Raw genomic sequence first — 25,094 nt, 5'->3', positions numbered from 1 at the left:
TCTGGTCTACCTCTTGCGACGATGCACCGCGTCGGACAACCGCTCCAGCGCGGTGTCGAGCGTCGAGTCCTTCTTGGCGAAACAGAAACGCACGACCGACGTCACCGCATCCTGTTCGTAAAACGCCGACACTGGAATAGCCGCGACCTTGTAATCCTGCACAATTCGCCAGCAGAACTCGGCGTCGGTCTCGTTGAGCCCAAGCGGCGACAGATCGACGGTGAGGAAGTAGGTCCCCTGCGACTTCAGCACCGGAAAGCCGATGCTCTCCAACCCCTTGGTGAGGCGGTCACGACTCCGCGCCATGTCCTTGCGCATGTCGAGGAAGTAATCGTCCGGCTTGCCGAGGCCATACGCAACAGCCGCTTGCAGGTTGGGCGCTGTCGTGAAGGTGAGGAACTGGTGCACCTTGGCGGCAACCCGTAGCAGCGGCGGCGCGGCGCAGACAAAGCCGATCTTCCATCCGGTCAGCGAGAAGATCTTGCCGGCGCTGCCGACCTTGATGGTGCGGTCGCGCATGCCCGGGATCGTGATCAACGGGATATGCTCGCGGCCGTCGAACACGACATGCTCCCAGACCTCGTCGCAGATCGCGACCACGTCGAACTCCTGGCAGAACCGCGCCAGCAGCTCGAGGTCCTCGCGCGGATAGACCACGGCGGCCGGGTTGAGCGGATTGTTGAACAGCACCGCCTTGGTCTTGTGGTTGAAGACGCTGCGCAGCATCTCCTCGTTGAGCCGCCATTCCGGCGGCTCGAGCCGCAACAGCCGCGGAATGCCGCCGGCCTGGCGGATGATCGGCAAATAGGAATCATAGACCGGCTGGAAGCAGACCACTTCGTCGCCCGGCTCGACCACCGCGAGGATCGAGGATGTCAGCGCCTCGGTGCCGCCGGAGGTGACCATCACCTCGGTCATCGGATCGAGCTTGAGCCCGTGCCAATGACCGTAATGCGATGCGATCGCCTGACGAAGCTCCGGGATGCCCATCATCGACGGATACTGGTTGTAGCCGTTGACGGAAGCATCCGCGGCGGCGCGGCGGATGTCCTCCGGTCCGGGATCGTCGGGAAAGCCCTGGCCGAGATTGATGGCGTTGTTGTCGCGCGCAGCCTGCGACATCGCCTCGAAGATCGTGACGGGAAGGTCTGCGAAGACCTTGTTCATGGAGGTCATGTCAGGGATCAGCCGCCCGTCTTGGTCGGCAGTCCCGCCGCCTTCCAGCCGATGATGCCGCCCGCCAGATGCTTGTCGTAAGGCAAGCCCGCGGCCTGGGCGGCCAGCGAGGCCGTCACCGAGCGCTTGCCGGAGCGGCAGGCGAACACCACCTGCTTGCCCTGCGGATCGGGAATCGCTGCCGGATCGAAGGTCGACAGCGCCACCACGACGCCATCGGGATAGGCCTCGACAGCAACCTCATTGGGCTCGCGGACGTCGACCAGGAGATAGCGGCCTTCCGCTATGCCCTTTGACACCTCGTCCGGAAACAAATCTTCCACCTTGTGGTCCGCCACGGAAATATCCTCCCGACATCAGTTGGCGAGCGTCGCGCGGCTCGCCGGTCCGGGCCGCAAAGTCGCCTCTTGCGCGGAGAAAATCAAGCGTCCGAAACGGGTTAGATGCTGCGCAGAAACGCTGGATCGTGGACCCTAGATCGTGACTTGTGTGCCGACCTCGACCACCCGCCCGGTCGGGATCTGGAAATAGTCGGTGGCGTCGTTCGACGAACGGCTCAGTGCAATGAACAGATGATCCTGCCAGCTCGGCATGCCCGAATGCGCCGCCGGCTTCAGCGCACGGCGGGACAGGAAGAACGAGGTCGACATGATGTCGAACTGCCAGCCGAGCTTGCGGGCGATCGCCAGCGTCTTCGGCACGTTCGGCTGTTCCATGAAGCCGAACTTCAGCGTCACCTTGGAGAAGGTCTCGCTCAGCTGCTCCATCCGCACCCGCTCGGACGGATCGATCCGCGGCGTCGGCGCGGTCTCGATGGTCAGGATGACGTTCTTCTCGTGCAGCACCTTGTAGTGCTTGAGGCTGTGCATCAGCGCGGTCGGCGCGCTGACAGGGTCGCTGGTCAGGAACACCGCGGTGCCGGAGACCCGCTGCGGCGGCCGCTTCTCCAGCATTTTGACGAGATCGTCGAGCGGGAATTCCAGCTTGCGCGATTTCTCGAACAGCAGCCGGCTGCCGCGCCGCCAGGTGTACATCACCAGGATCATGGCCCCACCAAGCGCGAGCGGCACCCAGCCGCCCTCGAACACCTTGAGCAGGTTGGCGGCAAGGAAGGTGATGTCGAGGAACAGGAACGGCGCAACCAGCGCGGCGGCGGCGATCGGTGACCATTTCCAGACCCGCCAGATCACCACAAAGCCCATCATCGCCGTCACCACCATGGTGCCGGTCACGGAGATGCCGTAGGCCGATGCCAGCGCGCTCGACGAACGGAACATCAGCACCAGCACGATCACCGCAATGAACAGGAAGCGGTTGATGCGCGGCATGTAGATCTGCCCGGAATGCGCTTCCGAAGTGTGGCGGATCTCGAACCGCGGCATCAGGCCGAGCTGGATCGCCTGCCGGGTCAGCGAATAGGCACCGGTGATGACGGCCTGGCTGGCGATCACGCTCGCCGCGGTGGCAAGCGCGACCATCGGGATCAGCGCCCAGTCCGGGAACATCAGGAAGAACGGGTTCTCGACGGCCTTGGGATCGGCGATCAGCAGCGCGCCCTGCCCGAGATAGTTCAGCGCCAGTGACGGCAGCACGATGGACAGCCAGGCGGCCTGGATCGGGCGTTTGCCGAAATGACCGAGATCGGCATAGAGCGCCTCCGCGCCGGTCACCGCGAGGAAGACCGCACCGAGCGTGATGAAGCCGATCACGCCGTGATGCAGCATGAACGACACCGCAAGGAGCGGATTGAGTGCGTACAGCACCTCGGGATGCCGCGCGATGTGCGGCAGCGCTGCGATCGCGATCACGGCGAACCACACGCACATCACGGGTCCGAAGAAAGCGGCGACGCGCGCGGTGCCCCGCGACTGCACCGAGAACAGGAACAGCAGGATGACCACGGTGATCGGGACGACATACGGATCGAACGTCGCGGTCGCGAGCTTGATGCCTTCGATCGCCGACAGCACCGTCAGCGCCGGCGTGATGACGGCGTCGCCATAGAACAGCGCGCCGCTGATGATGCCGAGCAGTACGATCGCGCCGGCGCCCTTGGTCACGGCGCGCTGCGCCAGCGCCATTAGCGCCAGCGTCCCGCCCTCGCCATTGTTGTCGGCGCGGAGCAGGATCACGACGTATTTCAGCGTCACGACCACGACCAGCGCCCACAGGATCAGCGAGAGCACGCCGAGCACCGCATGCGCCGTCACGCCGCCCTCACCGCCGCTGGCCGCGACAATGGCTTCGCGCAGCGCGTAGAGCGGGCTGGTGCCGATGTCGCCGTAGACGACACCGATGCTGCCGAGCATCAGCGCCTTGAAGGTGGCGGTGGAATGCGCCTCGCCATGGCCATTTGCCGCCGGCGCTTCCGCCGCGGTGATCGCACTCTCGGATGACATGGGAAGCTGCGCCTCTGTCTTCTGCCGCACCGCACAATGCCGGGTCGCAGGGCTATACTCCCGGCAGGAATGCATAGGTTAGCCCGGATTCAGGCCTCCGCCATGCATATCACGCATAGATCACGGCTTTTCAACTGTAGAATTCGTTGCCGAATCAAATAGTTACCTGGGTACCCACTTCAACCACCCGGCCGGTCGGGATCTGGAAATAGTCGGTGGCATCGTTGGCGGAGCGGCTCATCGCGATGAACAGATGGTCCTGCCATTGCGGCATACCGGACTGGGCCGAGGGCTTGAGCGAGCGGCGCGATACGAAGAACGACGTCGCCATGATGTCGAATTGCCAGCCGAGCTTGCGTGCGACCGCCAGCGCCTTCGGCACGTTCGGCGATTCCATGTAGCCGAAGCGCAGCCGCACCGCGGTGAACTTGTCGCTGACCTTCTCCATGTTGACGCGCTCCGACAGATCGACGCGCGGCGTCGGTGCGGTCTCGATGGTCAGGATCACGTTGTGCTCGTGCAGCACCTTGTTGTGCTTGAGATTGTGCAACAGCGCGGTCGGTACGAAACTGGGATCGCTGGTCAGGAACACCGCGGTGCCCTTGACGATGTGCGGCGGCCGCTTCTCCAAGCTGTGGATCAGGTCGCGCAGCGGCACCTCGATGCGGCGGGTCTTGGCGATCAAGATCGCGGCGCCGCGGCGCCAGGTCCAGATCATCGTCGCCATGACGGCGCCGAACAACAGCGGCACCCAGGCGCCCTCGAACAGCTTCAGCAGATTGGCGCTGAAGAAGGTCATGTCGACGATCACGAACGGCAGGATCAGTGCCGCGGCCGACGCCACGCGCCAGTTCCACAGCTTCCAGATCACGATGAAGCCCATGATGCCGTCGGCCACCATGGTGGTGGAGACCGCGATGCCATAGGCCGAGGCGAGCCCGCTCGAGGTGCGAAATAGCAACACCAGCAGCAGCACGCCGACCAGCAGCAGCCGGTTGACGCGCGGCAAATAGATCTGGCCGGCATGGGTCTCCGAGGTGTAGCGAACCTCGAAGCGCGGCAACAGCCCGAGCTGCACCGCCTGGCTGATCAGCGAATAGGCGCCGGTGATGACGGCCTGGCTCGCGATCACGGTCGCGGCCGTGGCGAGCCCGACCAGCGGCAGCAACAGCACGTCGGGCACCATGCGGTAGAACGAGTTCTCGATCGCCGAGGGATCGGACAGCACCAGCGCACCCTGCCCGAAATAGTTGAGGAGCAGCGAGGGCAGCACGAAGAACAGCCAGCCTGACTGGATCGGCTTGCGGCCGAAATGCCCGAGATCGGCATACAGCGCCTCGCCGCCGGTCACCGCGAGGAACACCGCGCCCAAGGTCACGAGGCCGATGGTGCCGTGGGTCAGCATGAACTGGAGCGCGTAATACGGATTGATCGCCGCCAGCACCGACGGATCGTCCGTGATGTGGACCAGCCCCATCACCGCCAGCACAGCGAACCACAGCACCATCACCGGCCCGAAGGCGGAGGCGACGCGGGCGGTGCCGGAGCTCTGCACCGAGAACAGTGCGACGAGGATCAAGATCGTCAGCGGTACCACATAGTGCTCGAGATGCGGCGTGGCGAGCTTGAGACCTTCGACCGCCGACAGCACCGAGATCGCCGGCGTGATCATGGAATCGCCGATGAACATCGAGGCGCCGACCACGCCGAGCGCAAGCAGCGGCCAGCTGCGCCGTCCGATCGCGCGCTGGCCGAGCGCCATCAGCGACAGCGTGCCGCCCTCGCCATTGTTGTCGGCGCGCAGCAGCAGCAGCACGTATTTGGCGGTGACGACGGTGAACAGCGCCCACAGGATCAGGCTGAGCACCCCGAGCACCATGATGCGGGTGACCGGCTGGCCATGCGCGGCGCCGCCGACCGCCTCGCGGAATGCGTAGAGCGGCGACGTTCCGATATCGCCGAACACCACCCCGATGCTGCCCAGTGTCAGGGCCCAGAAGCCGGAGGTACCTTGGCCCGTTCCTTGGCCTGTGCCTTGGCCCGAGCCTTGACCCTCCTGGGCTTCGGTGGATGAGACGCTGGCAGCCATGGCGAGATTGGAACGCCCGATCGGTTGATTTTGATCCGCGCGGCTATCGACGCTTCCGCTCCGCGTGTCAACCGCGCAACATTACGAGCTTGACGGTAGCATGTAACCCGGAGCTACGGCTTCAGATCCGGCGGCAGCGGCGGATTTTCCCGCATCAACGTGATCGTCACGCGACGGTTGGCCGGCAAGGTCGGATCGTCGGGAAACAGCGGCTGGCCGTCAGCTTTGCCGGAAACCGCGAAGATATGGGACGGCGGCAGCCCTTCCCGCTCCAGGATCTGCCGCACCGCATTGGCGCGGTCCGCGGACAGGTCGAAGGCGTCGTAGTCGCTGCGCGCCGGCACGAAGCCTGCGGCTGTATGCCCCACGATCGCGACCCGCAGCGGCGTCGCCTTCAAGGGAGCTGCGAGCCTCTGGATCAGCCGGCGGGTGCGCTCATAGGGCTCCCTGGACCCGTCGGCGAACATCGAGCGGCCGTCCTGGTCGACGATCTCGAGGTTTAACCCCTCCTTGGTCTCCTCGAACATGATGTTCTTGGAGATCTCGGTCAATTCCGGCATGTCCTGCAGCGCCTGGCGCAGCGAGGCGGAGGCGAGCGCGAATTCGCGGTCGATCTTCAGCCGCGCGCCGTTGATCTGGCTGCGCTCCTTCTCGTCCGGCGTCGGATTGGCCGAGGACTCCTCCGGCGAGATGTGTTCGACATTCTTCAGCTTCGGCCGGGTCGGCAGGCCGTCGGACTCGACGATGCCGGAATAGCGCACGTCGGTCTGCACGCCGAAAGCGTCGCGCATCGAGCCGGCGACGATCTTCAGCTTGTTGTTGTCCATGGTGGAGAACGCGACGAGCATCACGAAGAAGCTCATCATCAGGCCCATCAGGTCGGCGAAGGTCACGAACCAGCCGTGACCTCCACCGTGAGCGTCGCCGCGCTTTTTCTTGGCCATCGCTGCGTTTCCCGAAAGCGCCGATCCGTCAGGCCGGGACCGGCTCGCCTTCCTCGTTGCGATGCTTCTCCGGCAAATAGGCGAGCAGCATCTCGCGCACCAGTGCCGGGCTCTTGGAGTCGCGGATCATCAGGATGCCGTCGATGATCAGCGTGCGGTTGGTCTCCTCGTCGAGCAGCTTGCCGTGCAGCTTGTCGGCGATCGGCAGGCAGAACAAATTGGCGACCAGCGCGCCGTACAGCGTCGCGAGCAGCGCGGTCGCCATGAACGGGCCGAGCTTGGAGGGGTCGGTCATGTTGGCGAACATCTGCACCATGCCGATCAGCGTGCCGATCATGCCGAACGCGGGCGCGCAGTCGCCGATCGCGCGATAGATCTTGCTGCCCTCGTCGAGGTGCATCAGGAAATTGTCGCGGTCGCGTTCCATGTTGTCGCGGATGAATTCGAGGTCGTAGCCGTCGGCGACGTAGCGGATGCCCTTGGCGAGGAACGGCTCGTCGGTCTCGACCTTCTCGAGGCCGACCGGGCCCTGCTTGCGGGCGATCTCGGCGATGCGGGCGAGCTCGTCGACGAGGTCGCGGGCCGAGAGCCGGCTCATGGTGAAGGCAAATTTGGCGCCGAGCGGCAGGCCGTGCAGCATCACGCCGAGCGGAAAGCGGATCATCGTCGCCGCGATCGAACCGCCGAAGATGATGATCATGGCGTGTTCGGAGATGAACATGTGCAGGTCGCCGCCCATGAACATCATCACCGCGATGACGATGATGCCGGCCAACAGCCCGGCGCCTGTCATGATATCCATGAAAAACTCCAACGCGAACGCAACCCGCCTGTCCTGGACGGCGCGCAGCCCAAGGCGGGCCGCGTGGAAAAACCCTAGCGTTAATGCCATTAAGGACGCGTTACCGAATTTGGTAGGGATAACAACGGGTAAACGCCGGTCTTTTCGCGATGTCGTTGAAGATGCTGGCTTTCCGCATGCGACGCTGTCGCTGCATGCGGAAAAGGCCTCCCCGTAGAACAACGGACATGAGATAGGTTGGCTCAGAGCGTTTTCGAGCGAAGTGGCTACCGGTTCGCGTGAAGAAAACGCGTCAAAACAAGAATCTAGAGCTCCGTTCCGATTCCATCGGAACGGAAACGGCTCTAGAGGAAACGAACCAGCGAGCAGGACAGGATGAAGGCGGTCGTCGTCGAGCAATATGCGCCCATCGATCAGATCGGGTTGAAAGAGATCGCCACTCCCGAACCTGGCCCCGGACAAATCCGCGTCCGGGTCCACGCCGCGAGCATCGGCTTTGTCGACGGGCTGAAAGTCGAGGGCCGCTACCAGACCAAGGATCCCCTGCCCTTTACGCCCGGCGCGGAATTCGCCGGCGTGGTCGATCAGGTCGCGAGCGACGTCACCGGCATCACGCCGGGCATGCGGGTGATGGGCGCGGCGCGCTCGGGCGCGCTGGCCGAGCAGATCGTGGTGCCGCCTGCCGCCGTCGAGATCATGCCCGACGGCCTCTCGATGGAGGCCGCAGCCGCCTTCCGCACCAACTACCTCACCGCGCTCTATGCACTCGGCGAGCGCGGCCGGCTGCAATCCGGCGAGCAGTTGCTCGTGCTCGGTGCCGCCGGCGGCACCGGGATTGCCGCGATCCAGATCGGCAAGCTGCTCGGCGCGCGGGTCGTCGCCGCGGCCTCGACCGAGGAGAAGCGCAACTTCGCCGCAAGCTTCGGCACCGATGCTGTCGTCGACTACACGAGGCCCGATTGGCGCGACGCGCTGAAGGACGCGACCGGCGGCCATGGCCCCGACGTGATCTTCGATCCGGTCGGCGGCGAGGTCTCGCTGCAGGCGTTCCGCTCGATCGCCTGGAACGGCCGCCATGTCGTGGTCGGCTTTGCAGCAGGCAGCATCCCCGCGCTGCCGTTCAATCTGCCGCTCCTGAAAGGCGGACTTCTGATCGGCGTCGACGCCGCCCAGATCGCGCGCCGCGAGCCCGAGGCGCAGGCGCGCGTGATGGCGCAATTGTCGGCATGGCTGAACGACGGCCGACTGACGCCGGTGGTCGGCAAGGTGTTCGCGTTCGAGGATTTTCGCGATGCGTTCACAACGATGCAGACCCGCGCGGCGCTGGGCAAGATGGTGGTGCGGATCGGGTAGCGGGAGGGACACCGCCGTCACGTCATACTCACTGTCGTCCCGGCGAAAGCCGGGACCCATAACCACGGGGTTCTGTTGTTGAACACGCTGTGGCCCCAGCGTCGCTCGCATAATTGCCATTCGTGGTTATGGGTCCCGGGTCGCGCTTCGCTTGCCCGGGACGACACTGAAATTGTCGCAGCGTTTGTGACGTGACCCACGCATCGGTATTCTCGCGACATGAATCGTCCGAGTCTTGCATCTCGTTTGCCCTCTCTCTTGAAGAGGGCGCAGGGAAAGCCGGGTGCCGATCGCACCCATGGGCCCCGAGCGAAAGGTGGAAAGCTCGGGGGTAGGACCACAGGTGTAACCGGAGCAATCCGGCTTTCCCTGCGCGATGGGCTAGGTGGTGTGGACACTTATCGCATCCATAAGACGATGGCTGCGAGAGTGACGACGGCCAGGTAATTTCGGGCGGTCTTTTCGAAGCGGGTTGCAACGCGGCGGAACTGCTTGAGCTTTGAGAAGCAGCATTCGACGAGATGACGCTGGGCATAGAAATGCTTGTCGAGTGGATATTTGAGCGCGCGTGACGGGTTGTTGGGGATCACGGCGAGCGCGCCTTTGGCGGCGATGGCCTGGCGCAAGTGATCGGCGTCATAGGCCGTATCGGCCATGACGACCTCGGCGGATAAGCCTTCGATCAATGCGGCGGCTTGCGGTGCATCGCCCTTCTGACCTGCGGTAAGCGTGAACCGCACCGGACATCCCAAGCCTCGAACGGCCATGTGTATCTTGGTGCTCAGGCCGCCGCGCGAGCGGCCGATCGCTTGATCTTCCGCTTGATCTTCAGACCCCCCTTTTTGGCGCCGGCGGCGTGCTGATGCGCCCGAACAATGGTGGAATCGACGATCAGATATTCGAAGTCCGGATCATCGGACATCGCCTCGAAGATCCGCCACCAAACACCCTTGATGCTCCATCGACTGAAGCGCCGGAACACGCTGTTCCAGTCCCCAAACACCTCCGGAAGATCGCGCCAGGGAGACCCCGTACGCACGATCCACAGCACACCTTCCACGAACATCCGGTTGTCGCGCCCGGTGGAGCCCTTCTGATCGGGGCGCCCTATGATCAGCGGCGCTATCCGCTCCCACGCCGCGTCGCTCAATACCAAACGGTCCATCACACCCAAGGCGGCCTCCCCAAAAGCAGCCTTGAATCTGATTTGCTCCTAAAAGGGAATCCTTAGAGTCCACACCACCTACGGCTTATACGTGCTCTCCCCGGCAGACTGGGCTTGTTTGTCACCGCCTTCGCAACACGCAATTGCGTCTTACAAGGGGACACCGGCCGCTAGGGCGTCAGGACCACACGACTTCACCGTCCGCTTCACACGCATTCGTCGACTGCGCGCTCGGCGTCCACCGCATCTCACACCGCGTTCGTGACGATCGCGAAGCGCCCCTCGATCGGGTGAGACGGCGGCATTAGACTGCTGAGTTGGGGGCCGCGTCAAGAGGAATTTCCGAAAAAACGAAATCGCTCTATCACTGGACATTACCGGGTTATGCCGAGTTGCCTGTCGTCGAGGCCGCTCGCGGACGCATCAGCCGGCGCGCGGCCCCATGCCCGGCACTATCACACGTTATTGTCGCCGGGTTCCGTGCCGCCTACCGTTTGCCGAAAACGGCAGCGGGACAGAAAAATGCAGGACATGCTGACGCATCTCGAGAAACTTCGCACCGACGCTGCGGAGTGCGCCCTGATCCGCGACCTGGCCACGGACATCCAGAAGCGTGAACTGTTTGCCAAGCTTGCCGAGGATCTTGCGAGCCTTGCTGCCGAAGTCGAGAAGGCCATTGCCGCGGCCCGCAAAGAGGGCGAAGCCAGCTAGGGCATGGCTCAGAAATCCGCGATGTCCGTTTGTCCCCCGACAGCGGCACAGAAACGAACATTGCACGAGGTCCGCGAAGGGCCAGAAATAGACTCGGCGCCACCGCAACGACAATCAAGGCGGCCGACTAATGGCGGGCCGCTAGCGCAGCCACATCGGAACAGCCATTACGATGGAATGCTGCCGGTCTGTTTCAACGGAATCGGCTAAAGGCGACATCGCTGCGGAGTGGCTTGCAGCTCAGAACGACTTCTTCACCCTTTACTTGGCAGACTGCGCCCGCTAGCGGTTAGGCTCCCGGTTGTGCTTTGATGCCACTTGTGGAGGGACGTTCCGTGGAAGGTCCTTTTGAGAGGCGATTAGCAGCCATCCCGGCGGCCGACGTGGTCGGATACTCCGCCATGATGGAGCGCGCCCTCAGGGGCCAACCAGAGACGTCACACCCCTTGCAAGCTTTCCGGCAATCGATGTAGTCTTTTCCGTAACAGCTGCCACCGGGGCGTGCCGAAATCCCCGAGGATTGCAATAGGCAGCCGCTGGTGCTGTCGGCTGGCGTTCCAGCTCTATTCTTTACAATTGCAAATACGCGATCGTGCGGTCACGCTTCGGGGTCCGTCATGCAATTTTCGCGCTGCAACTTCTTTCAACTACTAGCGGCGGATGCCGCCGCGCTCTCGGCCATCTCGCACGCCGCCGTCGCGCATATCAGAGGCGGCCGATCCGGCTCGGGCACCGGGAGAATGTCTTCGAGGTGAGATTTTTGGCCGTTGGTGTCGAACGCGGTCGAGAAGATCACCGAGTCGCAGCTTCCGCCTAAAGACAGCGCGCGTGCCCGACAGCAGCGGCAAGTTTAATGGGAGGAGCCAGCATGCGAATGACCTTGAACGGGCAGACGACAGATATTGACGTCGACGCCGGCAAGCCGCTGCTCTGGGTCTTGCGAGATGATCTCGGTCTGGTTGGCACCAAATACGGTTGCGGCCAGGCTCTTTGCGGGGCCTGCACCGTTCTCATCGACGGACAACCCGCGCGCGCCTGCCAGACGACGATCGCTGATGCTGAAGGCCGAAGCATCGTCACCATCGAGGGCGTCTCCGGAAAGGTGGCTGAGGTCGTTCAGACGACCTGGACTAGACTCGACGTCCCGCAGTGCGGTTACTGTCAGTCGGGTCAGGTGGTCGCTACGATCGCCCTGCTGACAGCAAACCGGAAGCCGACCGACACCGACATCGATGACGCGCTCAGTGGCAATCTCTGCCGCTGCAGCACCTATCATCGCATTAGAGCTGCCGTCCACGAAGCCGCCAAGCTGCTGGAGGCCTGACATGCACGACTCATCTCTTGCTTCGCTCCCTCCCCACTCGGAGCCATCTCGTCGTTCGTTTCTCATCGGAGCGACAGCGCTCGGTTCGAGCCTCGTCGTCGGTTTCTCGGCGAAGTCTGATGCAGTACCGGATGCCGCCAAGCCGGGCGCGAACCCATTTGTCGGATATGTGCAGATCGCGCCAGACGACACTGTGACGATCCACTCGTCGCAAATGGACATGGGCCAAGGTATCTATCACGGCATTGCCACTCTGGTTCAGGAAGAGCTCGATGCCGACTGGTCGAAAGTGACCGTGGTCGGCGGGGCCGGGAATACAGCGCTGTACGGCAACATTCCCTTTGGCGGGAAGATTCAGATGACCGGCGGATCCAGCGGGACCGCCTCGTCCTGGGAGCGTTATCGCCGGGCTGGCGCGACCGCGCGCACGATGCTGATCGCGGCTGCCGCGGAACACTGGAATGTGCCGGTCGCCGAGATCAAGGCGGAGAACGGCGTTGTGAGCCACGCGTCCGGCAAGTCGGCGACCTATGGTGCGCTGGCCGCGAGTGCCGCGAGTGGTCCGGTTCCGACGAGCGTCGCCTTGAAGCAGCCGAACGAATGGAAATACATCGGCAATGCGGCGCTACCGCGATACGACTCCCGGCCAAAATCCAACGGCACGCAGCGGTACACGATCGACCTGCGCGAGCCTGGCATCCTCACGGCGGTGGTGATCCATCCGCCGCTCTTTGGCGCGACGTTGAAATCCTTCGAGGGATCGAAAGCCAAGGCGATGAAGGGCGTTGTCGACGTTGTCGAAATCCCGCGGGGCGTGGCGGTCGTTGCGACGGGAATGTGGGAGGCCATGAAAGCCCGCGAGGTCGTCACCGTTGAGTGGGAGGATACCAACGCCGAGAAGCGAGGTTCTAGCGAGATCACCGCAGAATATCGCGCTGCCGCCCAGAAAGGGGGCGAAGTCGTTGCAGCCAATGTCGGCGACGTCGATGCGGCGTTTATGAAAGCAACGAAGGTGATCGAATCGCAGTATGAATTCCCATACTTGGCGCATGCTCCGTTGGAGCCGATCAACGCTGCCGCAAGAATGAATCCTGATGGGACGCTCGAAGTATGGGGCGGCCATCAGATGCCCGACCTTTATCAGGCGGTTGCAGCCAAGGTTGCCGGCATTGCACCGGATAAGGTGATTTTGCGCGTGATGAAGACCGGGGGCGGTTTCGGTCGACGCGCTTCCGTCGATTCCGACATCATTGTCGAGGCGGTCGCGACGGCGAAAGCGATCGGATGGAAGGCGCCCGTCAAGGTCCAGTGGACCCGCGAAGATGACATGCGCGCCGGTCGCTATCGTCCAGCTTTCATCCACAAAATGAGGGCGGGGCTCGACGAGAACGGCAATCTGATCGCTCTTCGCGACACACTCGTTGGCCAGTCCATCTCCAAAGGCACGGTGATGGAGGCGGGTCTCGTCAAGAACGGAGTGGACGTGCTATCGGTGGAGGGGATGGCCAACCAGCCTTATGCCATTCCAAATCTGCGCGTCGACCTGACAACAACAACTTCCCCGGTGTCCGTGCTGTGGTGGCGCGCGGTGGGATCCACGCACACAGCGTACGCGCTCGAGGCCTTCATCGACGAGATCGCGCATGCAGTCGGCAAGGATCCGGTGGAGTTTCGGCTGGCCATATTGAAGGACAAGCCGCGGCACGCGGCGGTCCTGCAGCTTGCCGCCGAAAAAGCCGGTTGGAACACGCCGCCCCCTGCGGGACGCTTTCGCGGCGTCGCCGTCGCCGAGTCGTTCCACTCCTATGTCGCGCAAGTGGCAGAGATTTCGGTCGACAACAAGGGACTGCCCAAGGTCCACCGCGTCGTCTGCGCCGTCGATTGCGGCATAGCCGTGAACCCCGATCAGGTTCGCGCACAGATGGAGGGAGGCATCGGATTCGGGCTTGGTGCGATCCTGAAATCACAGATTACGCTCGACAAGGGCCAAGTCGTCCAAGGCAATTTCGATGGCTACGACGTATTGAGAATCAACGAAATGCCAGCGGTCGAAGTTCACATCGTCAATTCGTCGGCTCCGCCAACCGGCGTTGGCGAACCCGGCGTTCCGCCGATCGGACCAGCGGTGGCCAATGCGATGTTCAAGGCGACCGGCAGGCGCATTCGCATCTTGCCGTTTGCAAATTCGGAAAACAGCTGAGCGCAACACTCGCCGATCAACTCCTCGAACTCGTGATCGACGGCGTCAAGACCGCGACTTGCAACACGGAAGACGAGACGAGCACCTCGGCGCCCGGGGAGCGCTGGATCGTGCTCGTGGGCGCGGCGAGCCCCGCTGCGTGATCGAAACCACCGAGGTGACACGTCGGCGCTTCAGCGAGGTCGATGCCGGCTTCGCGCGTGACGCAACTACTCGGGATAGACCTGAACGTCCTTTGGCCCCGGCTTGTTGAAAAGGATAAATACCAGGGGGTTGCCGGGCTCGGACATTGCATCGCTGCGCTGGCCCGTGATCTCTCCGGCCACGCCGCTTGTATACTCCGCAATCACCTCGCCGAAGCTATTGCGCTGGATGGCAACTTTCTGTCCGGCTTCGACCTTGTCGTTGAGTTTGACCAGATGCTCAACGAGACCGCCCGCGGTGGCCAGGATCGGGTACGCGCTGTTACCGACAAAGACAGTCACGTCCTTGCCGGTACGTCCCATTGGCCCGGCAACGATGCCGTGATGCTTGAGGACGTTCATTGTGCCTTCCACAAAGAGCGAGATCATCTCAGGGTCCAGGACGCGCGCAGCGCCGATTTCCGGCGTGAAGGACGGGATGCCGGCGTCCATGAACGCGTTGTGCAGGACACCGGGATACACATGATTGTCGAAGATCTGGCCGACGGGATAGAGCTCAACCATCGCCTTGACCTCGGGCACATCCATGCCGCCGATATTAAATGCGGTGACTTCGAATCCGGTTGTCCCTGTGTGGAAGTCGATCGCGAAGTCGGCGTTCGGCCGCAGCAGCCGCTTGAACAGAACCCCGGCGTGTCGGCTGGGTGCGGTGGCGCCGTTCTCGTTCCCGGGCCACTCCCGATTCATATCGATCAGATCGATGCCTCTGCCCTGGTTGGGCCATCTGCGCTGCATGCTTTCCAGGGCTGGGCGGGACACGTCCGTGACCGCCATCACCGTGCCCGACATCTGCGCCGGGTCGAGTTGGTTCATCACAGTCTGGACCGTATGCACAGAACTCATCTCGTCGCCATGCACGCCACTGGTCAGGACACCGCGCTTGCCTGGCTTTGCTCCCTTGGCGACCGTTACAGACACATACCAGTGCTGTCCGGTTGGCATCTCAACGCCCTGAAAATACAAACGGTGTTTCTTCCCGGGCTCTAGGTCGTTGACGTCGAGCGCACTGACGACCTTTTTGCCTTCGATAACATCGCCGGTATAGACCGTTCCTGATGCCGGATTGCCAAGAGGTGTCGCTGCGCCCTGGGCATTCGCAGCACCAGCGTTGACGGCGACGGCGGCCGCGGAGCCGACCGTGGCAATGGATGCCATTATCAGATCGCGGCGATCGATGCCTTTTGCAGACTTCTCCGGCATGATGGTGTCCTCAGTGATTGTGAAAGGTAACGTTCGTACGACGGCACAGCATACCCTTTGAACCCTGGTGCGCCTGGCCAGACACATTTAAACGCAATCTCAGGTGAGGTTGCCGCATCAAAATGGCACGCCCCGCACGCCGCCAAGCCTGCCCAAAAGCGGTATCGGAGAGGCGCAGTTCGATGATCTTCCTCCTGAGAGGAAGGGTTTCTTTTACCAGAGATTGGCCGGACCATCATTGCTCAATCTCGTAAGGGAGGCAGGTCATGCCACTGACCGAAGGCGACGTCCTGGATACATTGAGCGACCCGGTAGCGCTTGGCATCGAGTTCTACGTGGATAAGATTCACATTAAAGGCGAATACTTGACGACAGTTCGCGATCACATTCGCGCCGGCAATATCCTGGTCAAGGGCGGCACCGAGGATCTCGCCTTCTACGATCAAACGGCGGATATTCTGCTGACACAGAAGAAGTCACCGCCCGCAAATGACGGTGATCGGGCGCTGCTGCTGCATGAATGCGTCCACGCCATGATCGACGTCTATGATCCTGATGGCACCGTTACGCGCCACATGGGCGAATTGGCGGCCTATCTCACCCAAACGACCTATAGCGTGCGCAAGAATCCATCGGCTAACCGCACCGGCACAGCCGCCTGGGACAAGTTCTGGGGCGACATGTACGCCACAGTGCGCACCAACAGGCTCGACACCAGCGCGGGCAACGGCGTCAGGATTCCGTCGGCGACGCTCGAAAATTTGCGCCGGCAACTCGCTGCCTTGCCCTCTGTGAACTACGGAAGTTTCAGCAAAGAGGCGACCGGCGTATCAGACGGGCTGATCCGCATGAACATATTTCTGTCGACGACCGATGAACCCGTGTCCATGCGATCATCGAGCGTTGCCTACGAATCCAATCCAGATCCGAGCGATGACTATTTGATCCGCACCTTAATGGAAGCCTATGCGAGCACCGATGTGAGAGGCTATGGCAAGCGCCTTCGCCAGCTCCGCCGGGATTTTCTCTTTTGCTCGCTGCCTCGCGCCCATGAGCTGCGGAGGCGGCTCTCGCTGCGAAAGCGAGGAGACCGGCTCTCCGAATTGTTTCACGATCGCCTGTCGCGTGGCGGCCGCGCCATTCTTCTGCGTGTTCTTGCGTTGCGAAGCTGACCGCGCCGAGGTCAGAGACGTTCGTCCTGCGCAGCGCTTGCGTGCCGGCCCGGGCCGGCTACGCTGTCCCCATGCCAAAGCCGATCCCCGAACGGTACCAGCACCTCCGCGCGTTCGCTTTCGGCGACAATCCCGCCCTCGCCGATCAACTCGTCGAACTCGTGACCGACGGCGTCAAGACCGCGACCTGCAGCACGGAAGACGAGCCGAACACCTCGGCGCCCGGGGAGCGCTGGATCGTGCTCGATGGTCGCGGCGAGCCCCGCTGCGTCATCGAAACCACCGAGGTGACGTATCGGCGCTTCAGCGAGGTAGATGCCAGCTTCGCACGTGACGAGGGTGAAGGCGACCGAAGCCTGGCTTATTGGCGTGATGCGCATCGCGCCTATTTCGGCCGCCTTGGACGATTCAGCGAAGGCATGATGCTGATGTGCGAACGCTTTCGCCTGGTCGAGGTTTTCGGCGATCTCCCGGACGCTTAGCCAGGGCGCTGCGGCCTGGTTTAGCGCCCCGTTCCGATTGAATCGGAACGGGGCGCTAGATTCTCGTTTGACGCGTTTTCTTCACGCGAACCAGTATCCACTTCGCTCGAGAACGCTTTAAGGCGCGGCCCGGTTCGCTTGCCCGGCCTTGTACCTGAGCTCATCGATCAGCTGGGAGGCAGGCGCCGCCTGGCCGATCTGAGCGTCCACCGGCGATGGTGCAAGCGGCACGACCAGATCGCCGGTCCCCGCGGTCTTGTGAAGCCAGAGCGCGGTGACATAGAGAGCGGGAACGCGCAGAAGCCGGAGCTCGAAATCGTCCTTGCTCACCTCGGGCAAGCCACGAACCGTCCGGATCGCCTCCGCCGTGGACCCGACGGCGCGCCCTTCATTGAGGGCGGAGAGCACTTGTTCATCACCGGTCCCGGTGGGGACCGCTTCCGCGGACGCAAGCGCTTGGTTGCCGTCGTGTACGAGAAAGAGCCATCCGGTCGACTTGGCCGCCTGCAGGTCTTTCTTGGCCAGGAGATCGTCGAGACCCAGCGTGAACACTTGAAGGGGCTCGACAGCCTGGAGCGGCCCGGCAGCCTTGCTCAATGCCGGGGACCTGAGCGCCCTGTGGTGGGCGTCGCGGAAGATCGATTGCACAGCCTCGGTCGCCTGTTGTGGGGGTGACGGGGTGAGAACAGCCATCGAACGCTCCTCAGTATTTGGTGTAGTAGGTGTGGGTCCACGAACCAGTGCCCTGATACTTGGTCTGCAACGTCGTGTAGTTGACGTTCGAGCGACCATAGATCGGGTCGTCGACCGTGATCCAATCGATCCCCCCGGCGTTATAGTGCCCCATTATGCATAGGAAGTGGGCGCCGCCGCCAGACCAGGCCACTCTGATCCCGAGCGGGCGGGCGAACGTCACCTCGGTCTCGACCTGGGCGACGCTGGCAATGCCACCCACCCAATGGTCGAGATGGCCGACGATCGAGAGCGCCTGATCGAGATAGCCAGGCACGTTGCAGGCCCCGGACGCGCCCGCGCCGCAGCAATCATTGCGGCCGAGCTCCTGGTTGGCAACCCCGCACTGCGTCCACCCGCTTCCCGGCTTGTAAAACAGCGCGACGCTGGTCGCGGTCGCCGCCCAGCACCAGTTGGTCTGCTGCTGATGCTGCATCGAGAAGTACATCTCGTCGAGCCACCAGATCGTATAGATGTGCTGATCGGTCCCGACGACGAAGACGTCCAGGATGTCCGGATAGCGGCTCAGCGCGTTGATGGACGTGTTCGGGGCGGCAACTCCGCCGGCGATCTTGAACCAGTTGCTCCATCCGCTGCTGGCGTCCCACCAAACACTGTAGACGCCATGATCCGTGCCGACGGCAAAGACGTCGAGGTGGTTGGGATAGCGGGACACGACGTTGATCGACGTATTGGGAGCCGCGACCCCGCCGCTCACGTTGAACCAGTTCGCCGCCCATCCGCCGTTGGCGTCCCACCAGATGCTGTAGATCCTGTGGTCGGTACCGACAGCGAACAGATCGATATGCGTGGGGTATCTTGCGACGGCCGCAATGGAGGTGTTCGGCGCCGCGGCACCGCCCGCGACCCTGAACCAGTGCGCCCATCCGCCGTTGACGTCCCACCACGTGCTGTAGATGCCGTGGTCCGATCCGACGGCAAACAGGTCGATATGGTTGGGGTTGCGTGTCAGTGCCGTGATCGACGTGCCCGGGGCAGCCACCCCGCCGCTCACATTGAACCAGCTTCCCGCCCATCCGCCGTTGGCATCCCACCAGATGCTGTAGATCCTCATGTCCGTTCCGACGACGAACAGGTCGAGATGATTGGGGTTGCGGGCGATCGCCGCGACCGAGGTGCCGGGGGCAGCCGTGCCGCCGGCGACCCTGAACCAGCTCCCGGCCCATCCGCCGTTGGCGTCCCACCAGATGCTGTAGATGCCGTGGTCCGACCCCACGGCGAACAGATCGAGATGGTTGGGGTTGCGGGCGACCACCGTGATGGTGGTCCCCGGGGCAGCGACACCGCCGGCGACCCTGAACCAGTTCGACCATCCCGTGGCGATATCCCACCACGCGCTGTAGATCCCGTTGTCGCTGCCGACGCAGAAGACATCGAGATGCTGCGGGTACCTGGCAATCGAGGTGATTGACGTTCCGGGCGCGGCAACGCCGCCGCTGACGCCGACCCAATTCGGAGCCCAACCCATAGTGCACTCCTCTCAAAATGAATGACGCTGCTGTTTCGTTCGTCAGACCGAAAAATTTCGACCGTCATCGCGGCGAACAAGCGCGTGCCAACTGCACCGCGGTTACACACGGAGGCGCGCGCGCCTGCATGCTCACCCTGGTCGAATCGCTGCTCGCAAGTGATGGCGTCACGTACCCCGCTCGTGGCTTTCTCCGGGCTTTGGCCGGAGGCTCCTTCTGGAGCAGACAGCATCGCTGAGCGGTTCGTTTCAATGGCCAGCAATCTACACGCTGCGCAGATCAGTGCATGTGAGCTACGCCACAACTTGGGATTTATTCGATGTTTGCGGCGCGAGCGCACCGAGAGTCAAAATGCGAAGAATGAATTTCAGAGTTTAACGACCGCGATGGGCACAGCTCCTCTCAGCAGCACGCGTCCGCACTGAACAGCTCTGCTTCCGCGAATTTCCGTTTCCACTTGCACGACAAAATCTCCAACCGTCGGTGGACGGTTGGAGATTTTGTCGACGCAGAGCCGAACCGGATCATCACACCGCCATCGCGGCGCAGGCCGGCGCCGCTGCTTGTCGGCACGGCATGCGCGCTCGTACAGTTCGAAAGCGCTGGAAAGTCGCGGCATTCGGCTCGCTGGAACCAACCTAGCTGCGGAGCATTGTCATTTCATCCATCGGTTGAGCGGTCAGATCGCGCCAGTATCGGCATGAGTGCCGATTCTGTCGCATTGCCTATCCGCCGGGGAGTCATTTAGTCGTCATCTGTTGAATTTCAGGATCCTTCACTTTGGCACTTTTTGCATATCAGGCACCGAGCACGACGTCCCGATCGCGCGGGCGGATCACCGCCGTTAGAGACGCGCGATGAAGACGGACAAGGCCATCTGGTACGTCTCGTTCGCGGTGAGAAATTCCGATGCCGGACACCACCGCTTCCCACGCCAGACCCGCACCTTCGCGAGCGAGCTGGACGCCAAGGCATTCGCGCGCACCCTGCTCGATCAGGCGCAAGACGTCAGCGCCGGAACGATCAACCCGCACACCCCGAGGCGCGTGATCGCACCGGCGGCGATCACCGCCTGGGCCGGCGAGAGCTGAGGCGGCGGCAGGGGCGCTGGCGAATCCCACGGCAAGCAGACAGAATGCCGGTCCCTCCGGCCAATGAGCAGGACCGTGGCAGAGCCATCGCAAACAGCGCCCTTCGCACCGTTCGAATGGATGCTATCCGCGCGCTATCTGCGGGCACGGCGCAGGGAAGGCTTTATCTCCGTGATCGCCGGGTTCTCGTTTCTGGGCATCATGCTCGGCGTCGCCACGTTGATCATCGTCATGGCCGTCATGAACGGTTTTCGCAAGGAGCTGCTGGGCAAGATCCTCGGCCTCAACGGCGATATTCTGATTCAGCCGGTGGAAAGGCCCCTGACCGACTGGCAGGACGTTTCCGAGCGCATCAGCCAGCTGCAGGGCATCCGCCTCGTCGTCCCCGTGGTCGACGGCATGGCACTGGCATCGTCGTCCAACGCCTCCGGTGTTCTCGTGCGCGGTATTCGCGCCGCCGACCTCTCCCGCCTGCCCTCGGTCAGCAATACCATCAAGGGATCGATCGAGCATTTTGACGAGGGCCAGGGGATCGTCATCGGCCGCCGGCTCGCCGATCAACTCTCGGCGCATGTCGGCGACGGCATCACGCTGGTCGCGCAGCGCGGCGCGACCACGCCGATGGGCATCATGCCGCGGATCAAGAAGTACCCGATATCGGCCGTATTCGAGATCGGCATGTCCGAATATGACGCCGGTCTGATCTTCATGCCGATCATCGAAGCACAAGCCTATTTCAACCGCGGCAAGAACGTCACCGGGATCGAGGTCTTCACCATTGATCCCGATCGGGTCGACCAGTTTCGCAGGACGGTGACGGAAGCGGCCGAGCGGCCGGTCTTCCTGGTGGATTGGCGTCAGCGCAACACGACCTTCTTTGGCCTGCTTCAGGTCCAGCGCAACGTGATGTTCGTGATCCTGACCATGATCGTGCTGGTGGCGGCGCTGAACATCGTGTCCGGGCTGATCATGCTGGTGAAGGACAAGGGCAGCGACATCGCGATCCTGCGGACGATGGGCGTCTCGCAAGGCGCGATCATGCGGATCTTCCTGATCACCGGAGCCTCGATCGGCGTGGTGGGAACGCTGGTCGGCTTCGCGGTCGGTCTTTTCGTATGCCGCCATGTCGAAGCGATCCGCCAATTCCTGTCATGGCTGACCGGCATCCAACTGTTCCCGCCCGAGCTCTATTTCCTGTCCGAGCTGCCGGCGGAGGTCGACATCGCGCAGACCGCAGCGGTCGTGATCATGGCGCTGACGCTGTCGTTGCTTGCCACGCTCTATCCGTCTTGGCGCGCGGCGCGGCTCGATCCGGTCGAGGCCTTCCGATGATCTGGCTTCGTTACAGAAAGCGTGACGGCGCAAACGGCCCGAGCGGGATTTCCGGCGCCTTGCCGCTGAGCAATTGCGCGACCAGCCGGCCGGTGCGGGCCGAGCCGACCAGGCCGACATGGCCGTGGCCGAAAGCATAGACGACGTCGCGGGTGGCGCTGCTATGGCCGATGCAGGGCCGTCCGTCGGGCATGCTCGGGCGATGACCGAACCAGGTCTTGATCCGCGACGCCGGAATATCCCTCGGCAGTTTCGGGAACATGCTGAAGAGATGCTCGCGCAGGATCTCGGCGCGCTTCCAGTTCGGCGCGGCGTCGAGCCCCGCGATCTCCACCGTACCTGCGGCGCGCAGGCCCTTGTCGGTCCAGTTGACGACCATCTTGGCGTCCGAGGCCATCATGGAATTGCGCGGTCCGGATTCCGGATTCTCGATCATGACGTGGTAGCCGCGCTCGGTTTCCAGCGGCAACGGATCGCCGATCGACGCGGTCAGTTGCCTGGAGCGCGCGCCGGCCGCGACCACCGCGGCGTCGCAGGCAATCTCGCCGGTCGTGGTAACCACGGCGGCGAGCCGGTTGCCCGCAAGTCTGAGACCGACCGCCTTGGCGGCGACACGCTCGGCGCCGTTCGCAATGGCGTGGGCGGCGAGCGCTGCGACGTAGGCGCCGGGATCGCGGCAGCGGCCGGCCTCCTCGACCACGACGCCGAACTTGTAGCGCGGATGCAGATCGGGCTCGTGCTGGCGCATCTCGTCTTCGTTGAGCTCGAGCCATTCGATGCCGACACGCTTGCGGATGCGCCAGCCGAGGTCGCGGTCGAACGGTTCGCGCGAGGGAAACACATGCATAACCCCGCGCCGCTCGATCAGCTCGGGCACGCCGGCTTCCTCGGCGAGTTGCCGGTGCAGCAGCGGCGCGTCCCTCAGGAGATCGCGCATCGCCCGCGCAGTGGCCTCGACCTGCGCCTCGGTGCGACTCGCCAGCAGGTACTTGATCAGCCACGGCAGCGCCTTCGGCAGATACGACCAGCGGATCGACAACGGCCCGAGCGGATCCATCAGATAGCCAGGCACCTTCTTCCAGGTGCCGGGTTCGGCCGGCGGGATCACCGAATGCGACGACAGCCAGCCGGCATTGCCATAGCTCGCCGCCTGCTCACCGCCGGGATCGCCCGGATCGATCAGCGTGACTCGGTGACCACAGCGCAGCGCCTCGATGGCGCTGATCACGCCGACCGCGCCGGCGCCGATGATCGCGACGTGACGGCCGGCCGGCTCCGCCATCAGCGCGCAGCCTGCTGCGGCGCAAAGTCCTTGCCGACCGACAGCGCGCGCTGATCGACCAGGCAGTGCAGGATCGCAGGCTTGCCGGAGGCCAGCGCGCGCTCGAAGGCGGGTGCGAAATCCTCGGTGCGCTCGACCCGCTCGCCATGGCCGCCGAACGCCTTGGCATAAAGCGCAAAGTCCGGGTTCTTGAGCTGGGTGCCGACGACGCGGCCGGGATAGTCGCGCTCCTGATGCATGCGGATGGTGCCGTATTGCGCGTTGTCGATGACGACGACGATCAGCGGCGCGTCGTACTGCACGGCGGTGGCGAATTCCTGCCCGTTCATCAGGAAGCAGCCGTCGCCGGCGAACGCGACGACGACGCGATCCGGATGCTGCCGCTTGGCCATCACAGCCGCCGGCACGCCGTAACCCATCGAGCCCGAGGTCGGCGCGAGCTGCGCTGCGAAGGTGTGGAAGCGATGGTGGCGGTGAATCCAGCCGGCGTAATTGCCGGCGCCGTTGCAGACGATCGCATCCTTCGGCAGACGATCGCGCAGCCAGGTGACGACCTCGCCGTACTGGAAATGGCCGGGCAGCTCGCGCGGCTTGTCGGTCCAGGCGAGATAATCCGCGTGCGCCTTCGCCGCCTCGCCCTTCCAGGCGGGCGCGGCCGACGGCTTCATGGTCTCGACCGCCGCGGCGAAGGCGGCTGGCGTCGCCTGGATCGCCAGCGCCGGTTGATAGACCCGGCCGAGCTCCTCGGAGCCGGGATGGACATGGATCAGCTTCTGGCTCGGTACGGGAATGTCGAGCAGCGTGTAGGACGATGACGGCATCTCCGACATGCGGCTGCCGATCAGGAGAATGACGTCGGCGCCGGTGAAGCGATCCCTGAGCTTCGGGCTCGGGCCGATGCCGAGATCGCCGGCATAGTGCGAATGGTCAGCGTCGAACAGCGAGGCGCGGCGGAACGAGGTCGCGACCGGCAGGTCGAAACGCTCGGCAAAGCGCGCGATGCCTTTTGCGGCCTCTGGGGTCCAGGCCGAGCCGCCGAGCACCACGATCGGCGCCTTGGCGCCGGCGAGCATCGTGCCGAGGCGTTCGAGATCCGAAGGCGCAGGCCAGGTCACCGCAGGCTCGACCTTCGGCGCGTCGGCGACCGCCGCGGTCTCGGTGAGCATGTTCTCCGGCAGCGAGATCACCACCGGTCCCGGGCGGCCCTGGAGCGCGACGCGGAAGGCGCGCGCGACCAGCTCCGGAATGCGGTCCGGACGATCGATCTCGACCGCCCATTTCGCCATGGTGCCGAACACCGCCTTGTAGTCGAGTTCCTGGAACGCCTCGCGCTCGCGCATGCCGGTGTCGACCTGGCCGACGAACAGGATCATCGGGGTGGAATCCTGCATCGCGATGTGCACGCCGTGCGCGGCATTGGTCGAGCCGGGACCGCGGGTCACGAAGCAGATGCCGGGCCGCCCGGTGAGCTTGCCATAGGCCTCCGCCATCATCGCCGCCCCGCCCTCGGCGCGGCAGATCACGACGTCGATCGGACTGTCATGCAGGGCGTCGAGCGCCGCCAGATAGCTCTCGCCCGGCACGCAGGTGACGCGCTCTACCCCCTGCGCGACCAGCTGGTCGATCAGGATCTGGCCTCCGGTGCGGGCATTGCTTTTGGTCATGAGGGCTCCCTGCAGGCATTGGCGCGCGCGCGGCTCGCGCGGAAAATGGTCCGACGGGGGTATGATAGACGGCAATATGGCGCAAGGCCGAACTCGCCGCGGGATGCGGCGGCGGCATCGAGCCATGCGGCAGGGAAAGGGCAGCGCGCCGCGCCCGCCGATTTCCGCAGAGCGGGCGGCGGCCGGCTGGAACGTTTGCACTCACCCGTCATGCCCGGGCTTGTCCCGGGCATCCACGTCTTGGTTTTTGCGTGAAGGAAGACGTGGATGGCCGGGACATTGG

General features: G+C 63.6%; 19 protein-coding genes and 1 pseudogene. 8 read left to right on the top strand and 12 right to left on the bottom strand.

Annotated features, from left to right (window positions below):
* Positions 1 to 6: 6 nt before the first annotated feature.
* From WDM24_RS16565 to WDM24_RS16540, 6 genes are all read right to left on the bottom strand, one after another.
* Complete coding sequence (locus WDM24_RS16565; protein WP_029078593.1) at positions 7 to 1,176, bottom strand: aminotransferase; 1,170 nt, start codon at positions 1,174 to 1,176, stop codon at positions 7 to 9.
* Between the two features lie 8 nt (positions 1,177 to 1,184).
* Positions 1,185 to 1,514: a rhodanese-like domain-containing protein gene (locus WDM24_RS16560; protein ID WP_166204233.1), complete on the bottom strand. Its 330-nt coding sequence runs from the start codon at positions 1,512 to 1,514 to the stop codon at positions 1,185 to 1,187.
* Positions 1,515 to 1,649: 135 nt separating this feature from the next.
* Positions 1,650 to 3,575 (bottom strand): potassium transporter Kup, encoded by a 1,926-nt coding sequence (locus WDM24_RS16555; protein WP_166296788.1) that lies wholly within the window; start codon positions 3,573 to 3,575, stop codon positions 1,650 to 1,652.
* A gap of 154 nt (positions 3,576 to 3,729) precedes the next feature.
* A complete protein-coding gene (locus WDM24_RS16550) occupies positions 3,730 to 5,664 on the bottom strand; it encodes a potassium transporter Kup (protein WP_338699587.1) in 1,935 nt (644 codons plus the stop codon).
* A 113-nt stretch (positions 5,665 to 5,777) separates the two neighbouring features.
* Positions 5,778 to 6,608 carry an OmpA/MotB family protein gene (locus WDM24_RS16545; RefSeq protein WP_029078589.1) on the bottom strand — a complete coding sequence of 277 codons (831 nt, stop codon included), beginning with the start codon at positions 6,606 to 6,608 and terminating at the stop codon, positions 5,778 to 5,780.
* Positions 6,609 to 6,636: 28 nt separating this feature from the next.
* A complete protein-coding gene (locus WDM24_RS16540; protein WP_029078588.1) occupies positions 6,637 to 7,410 on the bottom strand; it encodes a motility protein A in 774 nt (257 codons plus the stop codon).
* Positions 7,411 to 7,785: 375 nt separating this feature from the next.
* On the opposite strand from WDM24_RS16540, the gene WDM24_RS16535 reads away from it, so the two are divergent.
* Positions 7,786 to 8,763 (top strand): NADPH:quinone oxidoreductase family protein, encoded by a 978-nt coding sequence (locus tag WDM24_RS16535; protein WP_338699582.1) that lies wholly within the window; start codon positions 7,786 to 7,788, stop codon positions 8,761 to 8,763.
* A gap of 398 nt (positions 8,764 to 9,161) precedes the next feature.
* On the opposite strand, the pseudogene WDM24_RS16530 reads toward WDM24_RS16535, so the two are convergent.
* Positions 9,162 to 9,937, bottom strand: a pseudogene (locus WDM24_RS16530) (IS5 family transposase).
* Between the two features lie 513 nt (positions 9,938 to 10,450).
* Here WDM24_RS16530 and WDM24_RS16525 point away from each other — a divergent pair.
* The 3 genes from WDM24_RS16525 (at position 10,451) to WDM24_RS16515 (ending at position 14,163) form a co-directional block, all read left to right on the top strand.
* Complete coding sequence (locus tag WDM24_RS16525) at positions 10,451 to 10,639, top strand: hypothetical protein (RefSeq protein WP_338699581.1); 189 nt, start codon at positions 10,451 to 10,453, stop codon at positions 10,637 to 10,639.
* 868 nt (positions 10,640 to 11,507) lie between these two features.
* Complete coding sequence (locus WDM24_RS16520) at positions 11,508 to 11,963, top strand: (2Fe-2S)-binding protein (protein WP_338831823.1); 456 nt, start codon at positions 11,508 to 11,510, stop codon at positions 11,961 to 11,963.
* A gap of 1 nt (position 11,964) precedes the next feature.
* On the top strand, positions 11,965 to 14,163 hold the full coding sequence (locus WDM24_RS16515) for a xanthine dehydrogenase family protein molybdopterin-binding subunit (RefSeq protein ID WP_338699579.1): 2,199 nt from the start codon (positions 11,965 to 11,967) through the stop codon (positions 14,161 to 14,163).
* Between the two features lie 209 nt (positions 14,164 to 14,372).
* On the opposite strand, the gene WDM24_RS16510 is transcribed toward WDM24_RS16515, so the two are convergent.
* Positions 14,373 to 15,566, bottom strand: coding sequence for a succinylglutamate desuccinylase/aspartoacylase family protein (locus WDM24_RS16510; RefSeq protein WP_338831822.1), 1,194 nt, complete (start codon positions 15,564 to 15,566; stop codon positions 14,373 to 14,375).
* A 266-nt stretch (positions 15,567 to 15,832) separates the two neighbouring features.
* On the opposite strand from WDM24_RS16510, the gene WDM24_RS16505 reads away from it, so the two are divergent.
* Positions 15,833 to 16,738 carry a hypothetical protein gene (locus tag WDM24_RS16505; protein WP_338699577.1) on the top strand — a complete coding sequence of 302 codons (906 nt, stop codon included), beginning with the start codon at positions 15,833 to 15,835 and terminating at the stop codon, positions 16,736 to 16,738.
* A 71-nt stretch (positions 16,739 to 16,809) separates the two neighbouring features.
* Positions 16,810 to 17,220 carry an ASCH domain-containing protein gene (locus tag WDM24_RS16500; protein ID WP_338701258.1) on the top strand — a complete coding sequence of 137 codons (411 nt, stop codon included), beginning with the start codon at positions 16,810 to 16,812 and terminating at the stop codon, positions 17,218 to 17,220.
* A gap of 117 nt (positions 17,221 to 17,337) precedes the next feature.
* Here the strand turns inward: WDM24_RS16500 and WDM24_RS16495 are convergent, their stop codons facing one another.
* Both WDM24_RS16495 and WDM24_RS16490 read right to left on the bottom strand, forming a co-directional pair.
* A complete protein-coding gene (locus WDM24_RS16495; protein ID WP_338699574.1) occupies positions 17,338 to 17,913 on the bottom strand; it encodes a hypothetical protein in 576 nt (191 codons plus the stop codon).
* 10 nt (positions 17,914 to 17,923) lie between these two features.
* Positions 17,924 to 19,441: a papain-like cysteine protease family protein gene (locus WDM24_RS16490; protein ID WP_338699572.1), complete on the bottom strand. Its 1,518-nt coding sequence runs from the start codon at positions 19,439 to 19,441 to the stop codon at positions 17,924 to 17,926.
* 858 nt (positions 19,442 to 20,299) lie between these two features.
* On the opposite strand from WDM24_RS16490, the gene WDM24_RS16485 reads away from it, so the two are divergent.
* Positions 20,300 to 20,533, top strand: coding sequence for a hypothetical protein (locus WDM24_RS16485; RefSeq protein WP_166296796.1), 234 nt, complete (start codon positions 20,300 to 20,302; stop codon positions 20,531 to 20,533).
* 63 nt (positions 20,534 to 20,596) lie between these two features.
* On the top strand, positions 20,597 to 21,865 hold the full coding sequence (locus tag WDM24_RS16480; RefSeq protein ID WP_338699570.1) for a lipoprotein-releasing ABC transporter permease subunit: 1,269 nt from the start codon (positions 20,597 to 20,599) through the stop codon (positions 21,863 to 21,865).
* A 10-nt stretch (positions 21,866 to 21,875) separates the two neighbouring features.
* Here the strand turns inward: WDM24_RS16480 and WDM24_RS16475 are convergent, their stop codons facing one another.
* Positions 21,876 to 23,147 carry an NAD(P)/FAD-dependent oxidoreductase gene (locus tag WDM24_RS16475; protein WP_166296799.1) on the bottom strand — a complete coding sequence of 424 codons (1,272 nt, stop codon included), beginning with the start codon at positions 23,145 to 23,147 and terminating at the stop codon, positions 21,876 to 21,878.
* A complete protein-coding gene (locus WDM24_RS16470) occupies positions 23,147 to 24,811 on the bottom strand; it encodes a thiamine pyrophosphate-binding protein (RefSeq protein WP_338699569.1) in 1,665 nt (554 codons plus the stop codon). The genes WDM24_RS16475 and WDM24_RS16470 overlap by 1 nt, the downstream gene beginning before the upstream one ends.
* Positions 24,812 to 25,094 lie beyond the last annotated feature (283 nt).

This window comes from Bradyrhizobium sp. 27S5, assembly GCF_037217225.1.
In the GTDB taxonomy this organism is placed as follows: Bacteria; Pseudomonadota; Alphaproteobacteria; order Rhizobiales; family Xanthobacteraceae; genus Bradyrhizobium; species Bradyrhizobium septentrionale.
The sequence above is the reverse complement of the archived record's forward strand: the minus strand, read 5'-3'. Positions and strand labels throughout refer to the sequence as shown.

What these genes read in the sequence shown, in the direction of transcription:
- WDM24_RS16565 (WP_029078593.1), bottom strand. Translation starts at nt 1,176, where the DNA reads ATGACCTCCATGAACAAGGTCTTCGCAGACCTTCCCGTCACGATCTTC.
- WDM24_RS16555 (WP_166296788.1), bottom strand. Translation starts at nt 3,575, where the DNA reads ATGTCATCCGAGAGTGCGATCACCGCGGCGGAAGCGCCGGCGGCAAAT.
- WDM24_RS16550 (WP_338699587.1), bottom strand. Translation starts at nt 5,664, where the DNA reads ATGGCTGCCAGCGTCTCATCCACCGAAGCCCAGGAGGGTCAAGGCTCG.
- WDM24_RS16545 (WP_029078589.1), bottom strand. Translation starts at nt 6,608, where the DNA reads ATGGCCAAGAAAAAGCGCGGCGACGCTCACGGTGGAGGTCACGGCTGG.
- WDM24_RS16540 (WP_029078588.1), bottom strand. Translation starts at nt 7,410, where the DNA reads ATGGATATCATGACAGGCGCCGGGCTGTTGGCCGGCATCATCGTCATC.
- WDM24_RS16535 (WP_338699582.1), top strand. Translation starts at nt 7,786, where the DNA reads ATGAAGGCGGTCGTCGTCGAGCAATATGCGCCCATCGATCAGATCGGG.
- WDM24_RS16525 (WP_338699581.1), top strand. Translation starts at nt 10,451, where the DNA reads ATGCAGGACATGCTGACGCATCTCGAGAAACTTCGCACCGACGCTGCG.
- WDM24_RS16520 (WP_338831823.1), top strand. Translation starts at nt 11,508, where the DNA reads ATGCGAATGACCTTGAACGGGCAGACGACAGATATTGACGTCGACGCC.
- WDM24_RS16515 (WP_338699579.1), top strand. Translation starts at nt 11,965, where the DNA reads ATGCACGACTCATCTCTTGCTTCGCTCCCTCCCCACTCGGAGCCATCT.
- WDM24_RS16510 (WP_338831822.1), bottom strand. Translation starts at nt 15,566, where the DNA reads ATGCCGGAGAAGTCTGCAAAAGGCATCGATCGCCGCGATCTGATAATG.
- WDM24_RS16505 (WP_338699577.1), top strand. Translation starts at nt 15,833, where the DNA reads ATGCCACTGACCGAAGGCGACGTCCTGGATACATTGAGCGACCCGGTA.
- WDM24_RS16500 (WP_338701258.1), top strand. Translation starts at nt 16,810, where the DNA reads ATGCCAAAGCCGATCCCCGAACGGTACCAGCACCTCCGCGCGTTCGCT.
- WDM24_RS16495 (WP_338699574.1), bottom strand. Translation starts at nt 17,913, where the DNA reads ATGGCTGTTCTCACCCCGTCACCCCCACAACAGGCGACCGAGGCTGTG.
- WDM24_RS16490 (WP_338699572.1), bottom strand. Translation starts at nt 19,441, where the DNA reads ATGGGTTGGGCTCCGAATTGGGTCGGCGTCAGCGGCGGCGTTGCCGCG.
- WDM24_RS16485 (WP_166296796.1), top strand. Translation starts at nt 20,300, where the DNA reads ATGAAGACGGACAAGGCCATCTGGTACGTCTCGTTCGCGGTGAGAAAT.
- WDM24_RS16480 (WP_338699570.1), top strand. Translation starts at nt 20,597, where the DNA reads ATGAGCAGGACCGTGGCAGAGCCATCGCAAACAGCGCCCTTCGCACCG.
- WDM24_RS16475 (WP_166296799.1), bottom strand. Translation starts at nt 23,147, where the DNA reads ATGGCGGAGCCGGCCGGCCGTCACGTCGCGATCATCGGCGCCGGCGCG.
- WDM24_RS16470 (WP_338699569.1), bottom strand. Translation starts at nt 24,811, where the DNA reads ATGACCAAAAGCAATGCCCGCACCGGAGGCCAGATCCTGATCGACCAG.